Here is a 15,761-nt window from a genome sequence, read left to right on the forward strand (position 1 = left end):
GGGCCCCGCGCCGGCCGCCGTGCGCTCGCGCCGCGCCGGGTCCGCCGCTCCGCGCCCGGAGCCGGTCCGCCGCCCGGGCGGTGGCGCCGGCCGGCACCTGCTGGGCGTCCTGGTGGGCCTGCTGCTGGGCGCGGTGGGTGTCTGGGTGACCGTGCTGGGTCAGTCGCGGGTGCTCGGGGCGCAGGCACCGGGCTGGGACGCGTCGTACGACCCGGTCGGCGTCGTGCTGGTCACCGCCGGGGTGCTGGTGCTCGCGCTCGTCGTCGGTCTGGGCCTGTGGACGCCGGCGGTGCCGGTGACCGCGGGCCTCGTCGCGGCGGTGGTGGGCGTCGTGTACCTGTACGTGCCGGCGACGACGCACGCGGACACCGTGCGGTGGTTCGCGACGGACAGCACGACGGGGTCGGTGACGCGGGCGACGGTCACCGCGACCTCCGGGACCGTGTTCGTCGTCGGGGCGCTGCTGCTCGCCGCGGGGCTGACCGTCGCGGCAGCCCGACGCCGGTGGCTGCCCCGCGACTGACCTGCGCCACCTCCCCTCGCACGGGACGAAAGTCCTACTAGAGTGCGGTGGGCGCGGGCCGCACGGTCCGCCACCCGACCGCACCGACGTCGTTGCGCTGGAGGCACCCGTGGCCGTCGACAACTCCGCTCCGCAGACCGCGCAGCCCACGCCGCCCGAGGGGGACGCGGGCTCCCGGCGCGAGAGCCTGGAGAACCTGCTCACCGAGGACCGCCGGTTCCCGCCGGACCCGGAGTTCGCCGCGCAGGCGAACGCGCACGCGGAGCTGTACGCCTGGGCCAACGCCGCGCCGCTGGAGTTCTGGGCCGAGCAGGCGCGCTCGCTCCTTGACTGGTCGCAGCCGTTCGAGGAGGTGCTCGACTGGTCGGGCGCCCCGGTCGCGCGCTGGTTCGCCGACGGGCGCCTCAACGCGGCGTACAACGCGGTGGACCGCCACGTCGAGGCGGGGAACGGCGACCGGGTGGCGCTGCACTTCGAGGGCGAGCCGGGTGACACCCGCACGCTCACGTACGCCGACCTGCAGCGCGAGGTGTCGCGGGCCGCGAACGCCCTGACCGCGCTGGGCGTGCGCACCGGCGACCGGGTCGCGATCTACCTGCCGATGATCCCCGAGGCCGTCGTCGCGATGCTCGCGTGCGCCCGGATCGGCGCGCCCCACTCGGTGGTGTTCGGCGGCTTCTCCGCGGAGGCCCTGCACTCCCGCATCGTCGACGCCGAGGCGTCCGTCGTCATCACCGCCGACGGCGGCTACCGGCGCGGGGCCCCGAGCCCCCTGAAGCCGACCGTCGACGAGGCGCTCGCCAAGGGCAGCGGCGACCTGGTGCGCCACGTGCTCGTCGTCCGGCGGACCGGCCAGGACGTGCCGTGGACGCCCGAGCGCGACGTCTGGTGGCACGACGCGGTCGACACGGCCGACGACCACCACGAGCCCGTGGCCGTCGAGGCCGAGCACCCGCTGTTCATCCTCTACACCTCGGGCACGACCGGGAAGCCGAAGGGCATCTTCCACACCACCGGCGGCTACCTCACGCAGACCGCGTGGACGCACCGCAACGTCTTCGACCTCAAGCCGGAGACGGACGTCTACTGGTGCACCGCCGACATCGGCTGGGTGACCGGCCACTCGTACGTCGTCTACGGCCCGCTGGTGAACGGCGCGACCCAGGTGATCTACGAGGGCACCCCCGACACCCCGCACCGCGGGCGCTGGTGGGAGATCGTGCAGAAGTACCGGGTGTCGATCCTGTACACCGCCCCGACGGCGATCCGCACCTGCATGAAGTGGGGCGAGGACGTGCCGGGCGCGTTCGACCTGTCGAGCCTGCGCGTGCTCGGGTCGGTGGGCGAGCCCATCAACCCGGAGGCGTGGACCTGGTACCGCCGGGTGATCGGCGGGGACCGCACGCCGGTCGTCGACACCTGGTGGCAGACCGAGACCGGCGCGATCATGATCAGCCCGCTGCCCGGCGTCACCACGGCGAAGCCCGGGTCGGCGCAGACCCCGCTGCCGGGCATCGCCGCCGACGTCCTCGACGACGACGCGCACCCCGTGCCGAACGGCTCCGGCGGCTACCTCGTGCTGACGAAGCCCTGGCCGTCGATGCTGCGCGGCATCTGGGGCGACGAGCAGCGGTTCCGCGACACGTACTGGTCGCGGTTCCCCGGCCTGTACTTCGCCGGCGACGGCGCCAAGAAGGACGAGGACGGCGACATCTGGCTGCTCGGGCGCGTCGACGACGTCATGAACGTGTCCGGCCACCGCCTGTCCACCACGGAGATCGAGTCGGCGCTGGTGTCGCACCCGTCCGTCGCGGAGGCCGCCGTGGTCGGCGCCGCCGACGACACGACCGGGCAGGCCGTCGTCGCGTTCGTGATCCTGCGCGGCGACGCCGCGGCAGCCTCCCCGGAGGACGTCGCCACCGAGCTGCGCGCCCACGTCGCCCGGCAGATCGGGCCGATCGCCAAGCCCCGCACGATCCTCGTCGTGCCGGAGCTGCCGAAGACGCGCTCCGGGAAGATCATGCGCCGGCTGCTGCGCGACGTGGCCGAGCACCGGCAGGTCGGCGACGCGACCACCCTCGCCGACTCCTCGGTCATGGACCTCATCCAGCAGGGCCTGGCGGCGCCGCGGGCCTGACGGCACGTCGCAGACGTCCGGTGCGTGAGAGGTCGGCGCGCGCACCGGGCGCCCGGTCCGTACGATGGCGCGGTTGCCCCGCCACGGCGGGGCGTGCCGGCCCGCCGGCCCCGGGTTCCACGGGGCGCGCGCCGGCGCCGACCGCAGCGAGACCAGGGGGCACGTCGACATGACCGGGTGGGACCTCACCGCGCGTCGCGCCGTCGACCTCCGCCGGGTCGCCAGCGCGCTCTGTCGCTGACCGCACCCCGGTCCCGGCCCGCCACGCGGGCACCTCCCCCGTCCCCTCCGGGCCGCTGCGGCGCGCCCGGCGAAAGGCCCTGCCATGTCCTCCACCGCACCCGCGGTCCGCGAGCGCTCGCGCGCCCGCACCCTGCTGGGCAGCTTCGGCACCCAGATCGTCCTCGCGCTCGTGCTCGGCGTCGCCCTCGGCGCCGTCGCGCTCGCCATCGGCCCCGTCGACGCCGGGACCGACGCCGAGACGCCGAACTGGCTCACCTCGACGCTCGACACGATCGGCTCGTCGTTCGTCACGCTCCTGCGGGCGATCGTCCCGCCGCTGATCTTCACCGCGATCGTCGCCTCGGTCGCGAACCTGCGGAACGTCGCGAACGGCGCCCGGCTCGCCTGGCGGACGCTGCTGTGGTTCGCGATCACCGCCGCCGTCTCGGTGGTGATCGGCATCGTGCTCGGCCTGGTGCTCCAGCCCGGCAGGCACACGACCATCTCGCTCGACCAGGCGTCCGACCCGGGCCGGACCGGCTCGTGGACGGACTTCCTCCAGGGCCTCATCCCGGGGAACGTGCTGGGCCTGGGAGCCAGCACGTCCGCGGCGGACGACGGCACGCTCAGCACGTCCGTCAGCTTCAACGCGCTGCAGATCATCGTGGTCGCGATCGTCATCGGCGTCGCGGTGCTGCGCACCGGCCCCAAGGCCGACCCGTTCCTGACGTTCGTGCGGTCGGCGCTCGTCGTCGTGCAGAAGGTGCTGTGGTGGATCATCCGGCTCGCGCCGATCGGCACGCTCGGCCTCGTCGGGCACGCCGTCGCCGCCTACGGCTGGGACTCCCTGGCGTCCCTCGGGCGGTTCGCGGTCGCGGTCTACGTCGGCCTCGCACTCGTGCTGCTCGTCGTCTACCCGGTGATCCTGCGGCTGAACGGCCTCAGCGTGCTTCGCTGGTTCCGCGGCGCGTGGCCGGCCATCCAGCTCGCGTTCGTCTCCCGGTCCTCGATCGGCACCATGCCGGTCACGCAGCGCGTCACGGAGCGCAACCTCGGCGTCCCGTCGGAGTACGCGTCGTTCGCGGTGCCGCTGGCGGCGACCACGAAGATGGACGGCTGCGCCTCGATCTACCCGGCGATCTCTGCGATCTTCGTCGCGCAGATCTTCGGCATCGACCTGTCGGTGCTCGACTACGTGCTCATCGCGTTCGTGTCGGTCGTCGGGTCGGCGGCCACCGCGGGCCTCACGGGCGCGATCGTCATGCTGACCCTCACGCTGTCGACCGTCGGGCTGCCGCTCGCGGGCGTCGGGCTGCTGCTGGCCATCGACCCGATCCTCGACATGGGCCGCACGGCCGTGAACGTCGCGGGCCAGGTGCTGGTGCCGACGGTCGTCGCGAAGCGCGAGGGCATCCTCGACCAGGCGCAGTACGACTCCGCCCAGGCGGAGGACCTCTTCACCGAGGACGCGGACGCCGCCCCGGGCGCGGACGGCGCACGCGAGGTCGAGCCGGTCGGCGCGGCGGGGGCACGCTGACCGCCGCCTAGGCCCCTTGCCTGAGTGATGCAAGGGACCTAGGCTAGGTCAGTGGTCAGTGGTCAGCGGTCAACCGACGCGCCGCGTGCTGCGAGAGCTGCGCGCGGAGGGCTTCGCGCCCGTCCGCTCGCGTGGCTCGCACAGCCTGTGGCGGCACCCGTCCGGTGCCGCGGTCGTCGTGCCTGACGGCTACGCGACCATCTCGCCGGGCGTCTACCGGCAGGTCCGCGCGGTGATCGCCACGGCACGGTCCGCCGAGGGAGAGAGGTGAGGTCCGGATGCAGACCGACCAGGTGAGCGGGAGCGGCAAGCCGCGGTTCCTCGTCCACGTCCGGCGAGACGAGCGGTGGTGGATGGTCTCCGTACCGCAGGTCGGCGGCCTCACCCAGGCCCGCCGCCTCGCCGACGTCGTGACCATGGCCCGCGAGCTCATCTCGGTGTCGCTCGACGTGGCTCCCGAGGACATGGAGATCACGCTCGACATCGAGCGCATCGGGGACCTCGACGTCCAGAGCCGGCTCGAGGAGATCGCGCGCGAGCGCCGCGAGGCGCAGGAGCTCGAGCGTCGGCTCGGGGAGCACACGCGGTCGCTCGCCCGGGACCTCGCGGCGCTCGACGTCCCGCAGCGGGACATCGGTGCGGTGCTCGGCGTGTCGCACCAGCGCGCGCAGCAGCTCCTCGCCTCCGGCTGACCCGCCAGGCCCGCGCGCGGGCGGGCCCGGCGGCGGGCGTCAGCGGTGCGGGTGGGTCAGCTCGCCGGAGCGGGCGACCTGCCCGAGCCAGTGCGCGCTGGGCTTCGGCGTGCGCGCGAACGTCTGCCGGTCCCAGGCGATGAGCCCGAACGTCGGGGTGTACGAGCCCCACTCGTAGTTGTCGAGCGCCGACCAGTGCAGGTACCCGCGCACGTCGATGCCGTCGGCCATCGCGTCGTGCAGCCCGACCAGGGCGTCGTGGGTGTAGTCGATGCGGCGGGCGTCGTCCTGCGTGGCGATGCCGTTCTCCGTGACGACCACCGGCACGCCGCCGGTGCGGGCCCACGCGTTGCGGACGCCGATGCCGAGCGCGGGCGGGAAGTACTCCCAGCCGATGAGCGTCTTCTCGACGTCGTCGGCGACGGGCACGGGCCGCCCGTCCCGGTCGATGAACGTGCGCAGGTACGCCTGCACGCCGATCCAGTCGTCGCCGGCGGCCGCGTCGAGGAACACGTCCTCGCGCGGGTACCCGTAGGCGGCCGTCGCCTCCACGGCGTCCGGCGTGGCGGGGTGGTACGCCTGCGTCGCGACGGACCACCCGGACCGCACCTGCCCGACGCCGGACAGCACGTCCCGCGAGCGCCCGTGCGCCGCGATCAGCGCGTCCGTGATCTGCGGGTCGGGCGCCGGCAGGCGGGACGCCGTCATCTCGGTGCCCTCCTCGCCGCGCGTCATCGCGACCATGTTGGGCTCGTTGACGGTGCACACCCACTCGACGTCGTCGCCGAGCACCGGCAGCACCGCCTCGGTGTAGCGGGCGAACAGGTCGGGCGCGACGGGGTTGCGCCAGCCGCCGAGCCTCGCGAACCAGCGCGGGTGCGTGAAGTGGTGCAGCGTCACCGACGGGGTGAGCCCGTGCTCGCGGCAGGTGTCGACCATGCGGCGGTAGTGCTGGAGCTGCGCCCGCGACACGTAGCCCTGCTCGGGCTCGATCCGGGCCCACTCGATGCTGAACCGGTACGTGTTCAGGCCGAGCCCCGCCAGCAGCGCGATGTCCTCGGGGTACCGGTGGTAGGAGTCGGCGGCGTCGCCGGACGGCTCGGGCAGGTCGGTGCCCGGGGCGTGCTCGCGCACCCACCAGTCGGAGTTCACGTTGTTGCCCTCGACCTGGTGGGCGGCCGTGGCGGCGCCCCACAGGAAGCCGTCGGGGAAGCGGCGGACGGTCATGGGTGGTCCTTCTCGTCGGGGTCGGAGGGGGTCGGGAGGCCTGCTGGGTCGGGCCGGGTCAGGTCCCCGGCGGGGTCCGGACGTCCAGCACGGCGACGTCCCGCAGCAGGTCGAGCGGCACGGCCGCCCCCCCGGTGCGGTACCGGCGCGGCTGCGGCGTGGCGGGCACCGGCGCGGACGCACCGTCCAGGCGCACCTCGACGCCGGCCGCCGCCGGGTCCACGTGGTACCGGACGCGCCGGCTCCGCCCGGCCAGCACCACGTCGACCTCGAGGCCGTCGTCCTCGGGGGCCAGCGCCGGGTCGAGCACCAGCACGTCCGCGCGCTCCTCGAGGCCGAGCAGGCCCTGGACGACCTGGCGCAGGTAGATGCCGGGCCCGGAGGAGTAGACCCGCCAGCCGTCGGCCGTCGGGACGTCGCCGGTGCGCAGCCGGTCGAAGCCCTCGGCGGCGGCGTACCGGTCGGGGAAGGTCGCGTCGGACGACGACGTGTAGCAGGTGCGCTGGCGCGGCAGGGCGCTGGGCACCCGGTCCCGCATCCCGATCGGGGACAGCCGCAGCAGCTCCTCGCCGACAGCGGCGCGGCCCAGGCTCGCGAGCGCCTCGACCCAGCGCACGTGCGCGTGCACGTACATCAGCCCGACCTCGCGGCCGAAGAACGCCGCCTGCTCGGCGCGCAGGAAGCTCTCGACCTCGCCGTCGGCGAACCGCGCCGGGCGGTTCGTCAGGCGCACGCCGTCGGGGAAGTGCAGGTGCTCGCGCACGATCGCCTCGTGCCGGGCGGCCTCGTCGGCGTCGAACAGCTCGGCGATGACGGGGCGGGTCATGGCGATGAGCCGGTACGTGAGGCCCGTCGACGTGTCGCGCGGGTGGATGACCGGCGTGGCCTCGCCGTCCTCGACGGTCGCGAAGCCGGCCGCCACGCCGTCGGGCAGCAGCAGCCGCCGGACGTCGGCGAGCACGTCCGCGGCGGCGGACGCCATGCGGTCGGCGAGCGCCCGCACGCCGGGCGCCGGGGCACCGGCCAGCTCCCCGGCGGCCAGCGTCAGCGCCTGGTACGTGAGCGCGGCCGTCCAGGTCGACGTCATCCGCTCCCGCATCTCCGGGCGCGCGGGCTGCAGGGTGTCGTCCCAGTCACCCTCGCCGTACGCCGGCAGCGCGGTGCCGGGGACGCGGTTGTGCTCCTGGTACGCGAGCAGCGCCTCCACGTGGGCGGCGACGGTCGCGGGCCCGCCGTCGCGGAACGGCACCACCTCGTCCAGCACGCCCAGGTCACCGGTCGCCCGCAGGTACTGCCCGAGCGCGAACAGCGGCCAGACCACCACGTCGCCGTGCGCGTGCTCCTGCAGCACCTCGGCGTAGTCGTCGAACATGAACCACTGCGGGAACGTCCCCGCGACCGACTGCCGGGACAGCACCCGCAGCAGCACGTCGCGTGCGGTCGCGAACCGGCCGGCGGCCAGCAGCAGCTCGAACGGGCCCTGGCACACGTCGCGGGTGCCCCACGCGGCGCCCGAGTACTGCTCGAGACCGTGCGGCACCAGGAAGTGTACCCGCGCGTCGTGCGCCCACCACGGCAGCAGCACCTCGAGCTCCGCGAGCCGGGAGCCGGGCGCGACCCGCAGGTCGCGGGTCAGCGCGGCGAGCGTCGCCCGGTGCCCGGCGGCGTGCCGGGCGCGGTCGAGCCCCTCGGCCACGACGCTGACGGCCTCCGGCACCGCCACGGCCCCGCGCTCCAGGTCCGCCGCGACGGCGACGCGCAGCAGCCGGGTCGCGGACGCGCGGACCGTCACCACGGACGTGCCGCGGTCCTCGCCGTCGGGCAGCAGCACGCCGTCGCCCGCGACCGTCGCGCCGGGCGACGCGGCCAGGACGTAGGTGAGCGCGTCGTGGTGCTCCGCCACCGCGGTGCCGGGCTCCGCGCGGAAGGCGAGCGCGGCGCCGTCGTCCGACGGCTCCGCGCGCCACGCCCCGTCACGGAGCTCGACGTCGGTCGTGACCAGCACGTCCAGGTCCGCGGAGGCGCGCACCTCGGTCAGCAGGACCGCGCGGTCGGAGGCGGCGACGGTCCGCACCTCCACCTCGAGGTCCGCCCACCGGTACAGCCAGCGGGCCTCGCCGACGTCGAGCACGAACGCCGACGGCTGGCCGAGCAGCCGCCACGCGTCGCCCGGACCCGCCGCGACGCCCTCCGGGGAGGTCGCCCCGCCCTCCGGGGAGGCCGCGACGCCGTCCGGGGAGGCCGCCGCGCCGTCGCGGCGCACCAGCACCCGCACGCCGTTGGACCGCAGCAGGTTGAGGTGGTTGCGGTGCACGCTCGCGAACCGGTCGAACGACGTGTTGCCCAGCACCGTGTGGGAGCCGACCACCCCGTGCGCGAACACCGTGGTCGACAGGGTCGGGCGGTCCGGGGCGAGCGCGTCGCCGCAGAGCAGCACGTGGCCGTGCGGCCGGTCGAGCAGGAGGTCCTTCTCCCCGCGCACGACGTGGGCGCCGCCGGAGGTGAAGAACGTCAGCAGCGCGCCGGTGGCGTCGTCCCGCTCCGGGTACCGCGCCCCGTCGCCGAGCGCGAGCAGGGCGTCGTCCGTGAGCGGGGCGCCGGACAGCAGCGGGGCGGTCGCCAGCAGCGAGCGCTCGTCGCGCACCGGTCCCGCGGGTGCGGAGGTCGCCGCCGCGATGCCGGCGCGCGCGACCAGGTCGTCCGCGAGTGCGGGCAGCTCCGCGAGCACCGCCGTCATCGGGCCGCGCCGGTCCGGCCAGAACCCGGTCACGGCGTGCAGGACGCGCGGCGTCGCCAGGTCGCTCGGGTGGGACAGCAGGGCGGCCGTGGCCATCTCGTGCTGCCGCACCCGGTCCGGCCACGGGTCACCCGTGAGGAACGCCGGCGTGAGCCCGGCGCGCGCCCGCGGGGTGTGGAGGTCGAACGCGTCGGTCCCCGCGGCGACGGCACCCTCCGCGAGCACCACGGCCGCCAGCGGCAGGGCCGGCGCGGAGGTCATCGTCTGCCGGCTCAGCACCACGCGGCCGAACCGCGCGTCCCGCTCCAGGCGGTGCGCGACGTACTGGCTCACGTACGGCTCGGACGACTGGGCCGCGGCCTCCGGCGACAGCGACAGGTCCTGCAGGAACGCCACGTCGTACGTCGTGCCGGGCTCGGCGCCGCCCTCCGCCGCGAGCTCGACGCGCCACACCCAGGCCGTGCGGTCCGGGTCCAGCACGAGGTGCACGGTCCAGCGCACGCCCAGACCGGACCCGTCCCAGCGGACCCACCCGTCGCCGACCCGGTGCGCGGCGGGCGACCGGGCGCCCGTCAGCGGCACCGCGTCCACGCCGCCGGGGCCGGTGCGGCGCAGGTGCAGGCCGCCGGTCGCGACGTCGTGCGGCCCCGGCACGTACTGGTTGACGAGCAGGCCGCCGGGGGCGCGGATCGCGCGCACGTCGCCCGCGGGGGTGAGCCGGACGTCGACGCCGCCCGGCGTGGCCACGCCGGCGTCGGGCTCGGTGCGGTGCTGCGGGCGCAGGAGGGTGCGGGTCATCGGTGCGGGAACCTCTTCGGTGGTGCGGGTGCGGGACGGCCGGACGCGGGGCCGGACGCCGGGTGCGCCGTCGCGCGACGGCGCACCCGGTGTCACTTCAGGCCGGTGGTGGCCACGCCCTGGATGAAGTAGCGCTGCAGGGCCAGGAACAGCAGCAGGATCGGCGTGATGATGAGCACCGCGCCGGCGAGCAGCAGGCCGTAGTCGGTGCCGCGCTGCCCGGTCGAGTACAGCGACAGCGCCACCGGCAGCGTGTACATGTCCTGGCTCTGCGAGGCGACCAGCGGCCACAGGAAGTTGTTCCAGGAGCCGAGGAACGTCAGGATGCCGAGCGTCGCGAGCGGCGGGCCGCACAGCGGCATCACGACGCGCGCGAAGATCCGCAGCTCCCCCGCGCCGTCCATGCGCGCGGCCTCCAGGAGCTCGTCCGGGATGCCGAGCATGAACTGCCGCATGAGGAACACGCCGACGGGCTGGGTGACGAACGGCAGGATCAGCGCGGCGTACGTGTTGAGCAGCCCGAGCTTGGTGACCATGACGAACAGCGGCACGAACGTCACGACGCCGGGGACCATGAGCATGGTCATCACGACCGTGAACAGCACCTTCTTGCCGGCGAAGTCCATCTTGGCCAGCGCGTAGCCGACCATCGAGCAGAACAGCAGGTTCCCGAGCACCGTCACGACGGCGACGACGAACGAGTTCGTGAAGTACTGCGTGAAGTGCAGCTCGTCGAACCAGGTGGCGAAGTTCGCGCCGGTCGGCTCCTGCGGCCACCAGGTCGGCGGCCGGGTGAGGATCTCGCGCTGCGTCTTGACCGACCCGAGCACCATCCACACGAATGGCAGCAGCCAGAGCGCGACGCCGACGACGAGGACGGTGTAGGTCAGCGCGCGCCCGGTCGGGAACCGGCGGCGGCGCGGGGACCGCGACGGGGCGGCCTGCGCGCGGGGCGCGGGCACGGCGGGGGTCACGGGCGGTGTCGTGGTGGCCATGTCCCTCAGTCCTTCGAGCGCAGCAGCCGGAACTGCAGCAGGCTCAGGAGCGCGATCGCCAGGAACAGCACGTACGAGGCGGCGGACGCCTGCCCGTACTTGCCGAAGCCGAACTGCTCGAACGTGTAGTAGGCCGTCGACAGGGTGGAGTCCAGCGGGCCGCCCTGCGTCATCACGAAGGCCTCCTCGAAGAACTGCAGGTACCCGACGGAGACGAGCACGGCGCCGAGCAGCAGCGTCGGGCGCAGCAGGGGCAGCGTGATGCTGACCAGCCGGCGCCAGGCGGAGGCGCCGTCCATCGTCGCGGCCTCCTGCACGTCCGCGGGGACGGCCTGGAGGCCGGCCAGGAAGATCACCATGAGCGTGCCGACGTTCCGCCACACCGCCATGAGGATCAGCGCGGGCAGCGCCCACCGGGTGTCCGTGAGCCACGACGGCCCGTCGATGCCGACCCAGCCGAGCGCGGTGTTGATGAGGCCGTCGGGCTGCAGCATGTACCGCCACACCACCGACACCGCGACGATGCTGGTGACGACGGGGGCGTAGAACCCGACCCGGAACGCCGCGCGGAACCGGCCGATGCCGTTGTTGAGCGCGATCGCCAGCAGCAGGGCGACGGCCATCGTCACGGGGATGCCGATCACCACGAACGTCGCCGTGACCCCGAGCGACTTCAGGAACCTCGCGTCGCCGAACAGCGTCACGTACTGGTCGAGGCCCACGAAGTTCACGGCGAGCGGGCTGCGGACGTCGCGCGCGGTGAAGTCCGTGAAGGACATCCCGAACGACGACAGCAGCGGCACGAGCATGAAGAACCCGAAGACCAGGACGAACGGCGCGGCGAACAGCCACGCGACCCGGCCCTGACGGCGTCGGCGCGCGGCGACGGGCCCGCGCTCCGGCGTGCTGCGGCGGCTGGCCGTGCGGCCGGGACCGGTGGCCCCGGCCGCACGGGTGGTGGTCGCGCTCATGGCGTCAGCCCACGCCGATCGACGAGGCCTGCTCCTGGAGGGCGGCGAGCGCGTCGGCCGGCTCCTCGCCGCTGACGATCATGCGCTCCAGGGCGGAGTCGGCGGCGGCGGCCACCTGGACCCACGCGGTGTTGACCGGCGGGGACTGGGTGTCCTGGAGCTGCTCGCCGAAGACGGCCAGCTTCTCGTCGTCGGCCAGGGCCGGGTCGTCCCAGGCGGACTGCTGCGACGGCAGGTCGCCCGTGAGCTCGTAGAAGTCGACCTGCACGTCGGGCTGGGTCAGCCAGTCGACGAGCTTCCAGGCGGCGTCCTGGTTGTCGGAGTCGTTGAAGACCACGAGGTTGGAGCCGCCCGCGAACGAGGTGGACGTCTTCCCGGCGGGGATCCGCGCGGTGGCGTACTGGTCCGCGAACTCCTCGCCGCCGAGCTGCTCGAGCGAGCCCATCATGAACGGGCCCTCGATGAAGGCGCCGACGCGGCCGGCGACGAAGTCGGCCTCGGTGGCGCCGGGGGTCCGGTCGGCCTGGGCGTCCGCGAGGCCCTTGTCGAAGAACGACGTGTAGTACTCGTACGCCTCGGCCATCTCCGGGGTGTCGAGCGTCCACTCGGTGCCGTCGTCGTCCATCAGGCTCGCGCCGTTGGACCACGGGGCCCAGAGCGAGCCCTGGAACGCGTCGTTGCCCGACGCCAGCATCCGGATGCCGTACTCGGCGTCCGTCTTGTCCTTGATGTCGGTGAGCATCTGCTGCAGCTCGTCCCAGTCGGCCGGCGCCTCGTCCCACCCGGCCTGCTCGGCGAGGTCGGTGCGGTAGTAGAGGACGCGGGTGTCGACGTACCACGGCACGCCGACCGCCTGGCCGTCGAGCTCCGTGGTGCCGACGGACCCCTCGAAGAAGTCGCCGGTGTCGATGCCGTCGGGCACCGGGGCGAACGCGTCGCCGAACTCGGCCATCCACGTGGTGCCCATCATCGCGACGTCCGGCGTGGTGCCGGCGGCGATCGCGGTCTGGAACTTGTCGCGGGCGGCGTCCCACGGGATCGGGACGACCTCGATGTCGACGTCGGGGTTGTCGGCGACGAAGTCCTGCACGAAGTCCGGCAGGGCCTCGCCCTCGGCACCCATGGCCCACACGGTCAGCTCGCCGGAGGCGGCCCCGGAGGACAGGGTGGACTCGTCGGTGCTGCCGGTGCCGGTGTCGTCGGAGCGGCCGCACGCGGTGAGTGCGGTCAGGGCGAGCGCGGTCACCAGGGCGACACGCGCAGCGGGACGGATCATGGGTCGTTCCTCCTCGAACGGACGGTGCGGCGGCTGATCGGCGCACGGTGCGCCTCACGGGTCTATGCGCTTAGATCGTGTGTGATGTTAAGCGCATAGAGTGGATCGCGCAACCGGGGGCGCCCCGGACGGACGTCGCGGGTGCCGCGTCCGGCCAGCCCCTACGATCGGACCGGCCACGGGCCGCGAGGGAGGTGAGCAGTGCCGCGTCGACCCACCGTGTACGACGTCGCGGAGCGCGCCGGCGTGTCGATCGCCACCGTGTCGTTCACGTTCCGGCAGCCCGAGCGCGTGCGCGCGTCCACCCGTGAGGCGGTGCTCGTCGCCGCCCGCGAGCTCGGCTACGTGCCGTCGGGCAGCGCCCGGGGCCTCGCCCACGGCAGCACCGGCGCGCTCGGCCTGTACTCGTTCGACCTCATGCTCGCCGCCCCGCAGGAGGGCGCCGACGGGGGCGCCGGCCCCGGCGCCAGCCGCGGCGCGGGTGCCACGCCGGGCACCGACCCGGACTCCGACCCGCGCGCCTTCCCGCTGTACGTGGACGAGGTGCAGCGCGGCGTCGAGCTCGAGTGCTGGCAGCGCGGGCAGGCCCTCCTGCTGTCCAGCGGCTCCGGGTCGGGGGCGTCGGTGACGGAGATCGCCGGACGCGTGGACGGCCTCGCGATGTTCCCCGGGCCGACGCCGGTGGAGGCCCTCGAGCACGTGGCGCGGCGGATCCCGGTGGTGGCGTTCAGCATGCCGCCGGTCGCGGACGGCCTGCACCACGTGACCGTCGACAACCGCGCCGGCATGCGCGACCTCGTGGGCCACCTCGTCGGCGACCACCACCTGCGCGACCTCGCGTTCGTCGGCCGGCTGAGCACGCCCGACTACGCCGACCGGTTCGCCGGGTTCCAGGAGGCCCTCGGCGCCGCCGGGATCGACGTCCCCTCCGAGCCGCTCGACCCCACCGACCTCGCCGAGCCGCACCGGCTGGAGGTGGTCGCCGCCCTCGCGGACGCCGACCGGCTCCCCCGGGCCCTCGTCTGCGCCAGCGACCAGACGGCGCTCGCCGTGCTGGACCTGCTGGCGGCGCGCGGCGTGCCCGTGCCCGACCGCGTCGTGGTCACGGGGTTCGACGGCATCCTCGCCGGGCGGCTGGCGCGACCCACGCTCACGACGGTGCGCCAGCCGATGGCCGCCATGGGGCGCCTCGCGGTGCAGGTGCTCGTGCGGCACGCCGGCGCCGCCGGGGGCGAGCCCGAGTCGCACCGCCTGCCCGTGCAGGTGGTGCGGCGCCGGAGCTGCGGCTGCCCGGACGCCTGAGCGGGACGGTCAGCCCTCCCCGGCGCGGGACGACGCGCGCCCGCCCGGCCGGCCCGCGAGCGCGACCGCCGCCAGCACGACGACCAGGGCGCCGGCCAGCGCGGCCATCGCCGCCGTCGCCGGCACCCGGAGCGTCAGCAGCCCGAGGGCGAGCGCGGGCACGCTCAGCCCGAGGTAGGCCACGAGGAACAGGCCCGCGAGCGCCTCGCCGCGCCGGGCCGGCTCCGCGGCCCCGCTCACGGTGGCGACCGCCGCGGCGAACAGCAGCCCCGCGCCCGCACCGGTCACGGCACCTCCCACGAGGAACAGCGGCAGCGACGCGGCGGCCATGCCGGCGACGAGCAGCACCAGGCCGGCCGCCTCCGCCGCGGCGCCCGCGCGCAGGCGCCGGTCGGTGCGGACGCGGCGGCCCAGCACCTGCGCCGCCGCGGCCGACCCGAACACCACGAACACCACCAGCCCGGCGAGCGCACGCGCGGGGTGGTGCAGCGTGCCGGCCACGAACCCGGGCGCCACGGACGTGAAGACGCCGAACACCGCGAACGACGCCGCGGCACCGGCCAGCGCCACCAGCGACGGCCGCCGCGCGGGGCCGGCCGGCACCCGCGGGCGCTGGGGCCGGTAGGGCGGGTGCGCGGCGGCGCGCGGGCCGCGCTCGACGGTCTCCGGCGTGCGCAGCACGGCCACCACCGCGCCGGCGAGCAGCACGGCGAACACGGCGTACGACAGGCGCAGCGGAGCCACCCCGGTCTGGGCGAGCAGGCCCGCGACGAGCGCGCCGACGCCGAGGCCGCCGAGGTTCGCGACGGTGGACACGGCGTGCAGCCGGTGGTCGGGTGCGCCGGGGCGGTGGCGGGCGTGGAGGTCCTGCAGGTGCGCCGTGGCGGTGGCCGTCAGCGCGCCGACGCCGAGCCCGCTGACGAAGCGGGCCACGAGCAGCAGCGGCAGCGCCGACCCGGACAGGAACAGCACGGCGGCCACCAGCTCCAGGCCGAGTGCCGGCAGCAGGACCGCACGCCGGCCGACCCGGTCGGACACGTGCCCCGCGAGCAGCAGGCTGACGACGACGCCGACGGCGTACGCGGCGAAGACGACGCTCACCGTCAGCGTCGAGAACCCGTCGGCCTCCTGGTAGAGCGGGTACAGGGGCGCGGGGACGGTGGAGAACGCCATCGTCGTGAGGAACGCCGCGGCGACGAGCCAGAAGCCGGTCCCGTGCCCGACGGCGGGGACGACGGGCGCCGGGGTGCCGAGGCGGACGGTCGTGGTGGACATGCCTCCCACGGTGCGCCCGGACGCGTCATCGCGTCCAACGCTGAATCGCGCTCGTAGCCATCGCGTATC

12 protein-coding genes and 1 pseudogene are annotated in these 15,761 nt (G+C 74.9%); 7 read left to right on the forward strand and 6 right to left on the reverse strand.

The genetic code is table 11. The features are described from left to right. The 6 genes and pseudogenes from AAHH18_RS11465 to AAHH18_RS11485 all read left to right on the forward strand — a co-directional run. A pseudogene (locus tag AAHH18_RS11465) lies at nucleotides 1–523 on the forward strand (hypothetical protein); the annotation flags it as partial. A 187-nt stretch (nucleotides 524–710) separates the two neighbouring features. Further along, entirely contained in the window at nucleotides 711–2,660 is a 1,950-nt protein-coding gene (gene acs / locus AAHH18_RS11470) for an acetate--CoA ligase (protein ID WP_283321908.1), read from the forward strand. Between the two features lie 169 nt (nucleotides 2,661–2,829). Next, complete coding sequence (locus AAHH18_RS18305; RefSeq protein WP_374225953.1) at nucleotides 2,830–2,901, forward strand: putative leader peptide; 72 nt, start codon at nucleotides 2,830–2,832, stop codon at nucleotides 2,899–2,901. 84 nt (nucleotides 2,902–2,985) lie between these two features. Continuing rightward, entirely contained in the window at nucleotides 2,986–4,419 is a 1,434-nt protein-coding gene (locus AAHH18_RS11475; protein WP_343301721.1) for a dicarboxylate/amino acid:cation symporter, read from the forward strand. A gap of 85 nt (nucleotides 4,420–4,504) precedes the next feature. Beyond that, nucleotides 4,505–4,690 (forward strand): type II toxin-antitoxin system HicA family toxin, encoded by a 186-nt coding sequence (locus AAHH18_RS11480; protein WP_343301722.1) that lies wholly within the window; start codon nucleotides 4,505–4,507, stop codon nucleotides 4,688–4,690. Nucleotides 4,691–4,697: 7 nt separating this feature from the next. Beyond that, the gene (locus AAHH18_RS11485) at nucleotides 4,698–5,111 is read left to right on the forward strand and encodes a hypothetical protein (RefSeq protein WP_343301723.1); all 414 of its coding nucleotides are present in this window, start codon (nucleotides 4,698–4,700) and stop codon (nucleotides 5,109–5,111) included. Between the two features lie 39 nt (nucleotides 5,112–5,150). Here the strand turns inward: AAHH18_RS11485 and AAHH18_RS11490 are convergent, their stop codons facing one another. The 5 genes from AAHH18_RS11490 to AAHH18_RS11510 all read right to left on the reverse strand — a co-directional run bounded on the left by AAHH18_RS11490 (nucleotide 5,151) and on the right by AAHH18_RS11510 (nucleotide 13,115). Further along, nucleotides 5,151–6,338, reverse strand: a complete 1,188-nt coding sequence (locus tag AAHH18_RS11490) for a glycoside hydrolase family 1 protein (RefSeq protein ID WP_283321753.1) — start codon at nucleotides 6,336–6,338, stop codon at nucleotides 5,151–5,153. A 58-nt stretch (nucleotides 6,339–6,396) separates the two neighbouring features. Then, a complete protein-coding gene (locus AAHH18_RS11495) occupies nucleotides 6,397–9,873 on the reverse strand; it encodes a GH36-type glycosyl hydrolase domain-containing protein (RefSeq protein ID WP_343301724.1) in 3,477 nt (1,158 codons plus the stop codon). A gap of 92 nt (nucleotides 9,874–9,965) precedes the next feature. Next, entirely contained in the window at nucleotides 9,966–10,868 is a 903-nt protein-coding gene (locus AAHH18_RS11500) for a carbohydrate ABC transporter permease (protein ID WP_343301725.1), read from the reverse strand. A 5-nt stretch (nucleotides 10,869–10,873) separates the two neighbouring features. Further along, nucleotides 10,874–11,839 (reverse strand): carbohydrate ABC transporter permease, encoded by a 966-nt coding sequence (locus AAHH18_RS11505; protein ID WP_283321755.1) that lies wholly within the window; start codon nucleotides 11,837–11,839, stop codon nucleotides 10,874–10,876. Between the two features lie 4 nt (nucleotides 11,840–11,843). Continuing rightward, nucleotides 11,844–13,115: an extracellular solute-binding protein gene (locus AAHH18_RS11510; RefSeq protein ID WP_283321756.1), complete on the reverse strand. Its 1,272-nt coding sequence runs from the start codon at nucleotides 13,113–13,115 to the stop codon at nucleotides 11,844–11,846. 201 nt (nucleotides 13,116–13,316) lie between these two features. Here AAHH18_RS11510 and AAHH18_RS11515 point away from each other — a divergent pair, with 201 nt between their 5' ends. Beyond that, a complete protein-coding gene (locus AAHH18_RS11515; RefSeq protein WP_343301726.1) occupies nucleotides 13,317–14,417 on the forward strand; it encodes a LacI family DNA-binding transcriptional regulator in 1,101 nt (366 codons plus the stop codon). A gap of 9 nt (nucleotides 14,418–14,426) precedes the next feature. Here the strand turns inward: AAHH18_RS11515 and AAHH18_RS11520 are convergent, their stop codons facing one another. Further along, the gene (locus AAHH18_RS11520; RefSeq protein WP_343301727.1) at nucleotides 14,427–15,692 is read right to left on the reverse strand and encodes an MFS transporter; all 1,266 of its coding nucleotides are present in this window, start codon (nucleotides 15,690–15,692) and stop codon (nucleotides 14,427–14,429) included. Nucleotides 15,693–15,761 lie beyond the last annotated feature (69 nt).

This window comes from Cellulomonas olei, assembly GCF_039548315.1.
Taxonomy (GTDB): domain Bacteria; phylum Actinomycetota; class Actinomycetes; order Actinomycetales; family Cellulomonadaceae; genus Cellulomonas.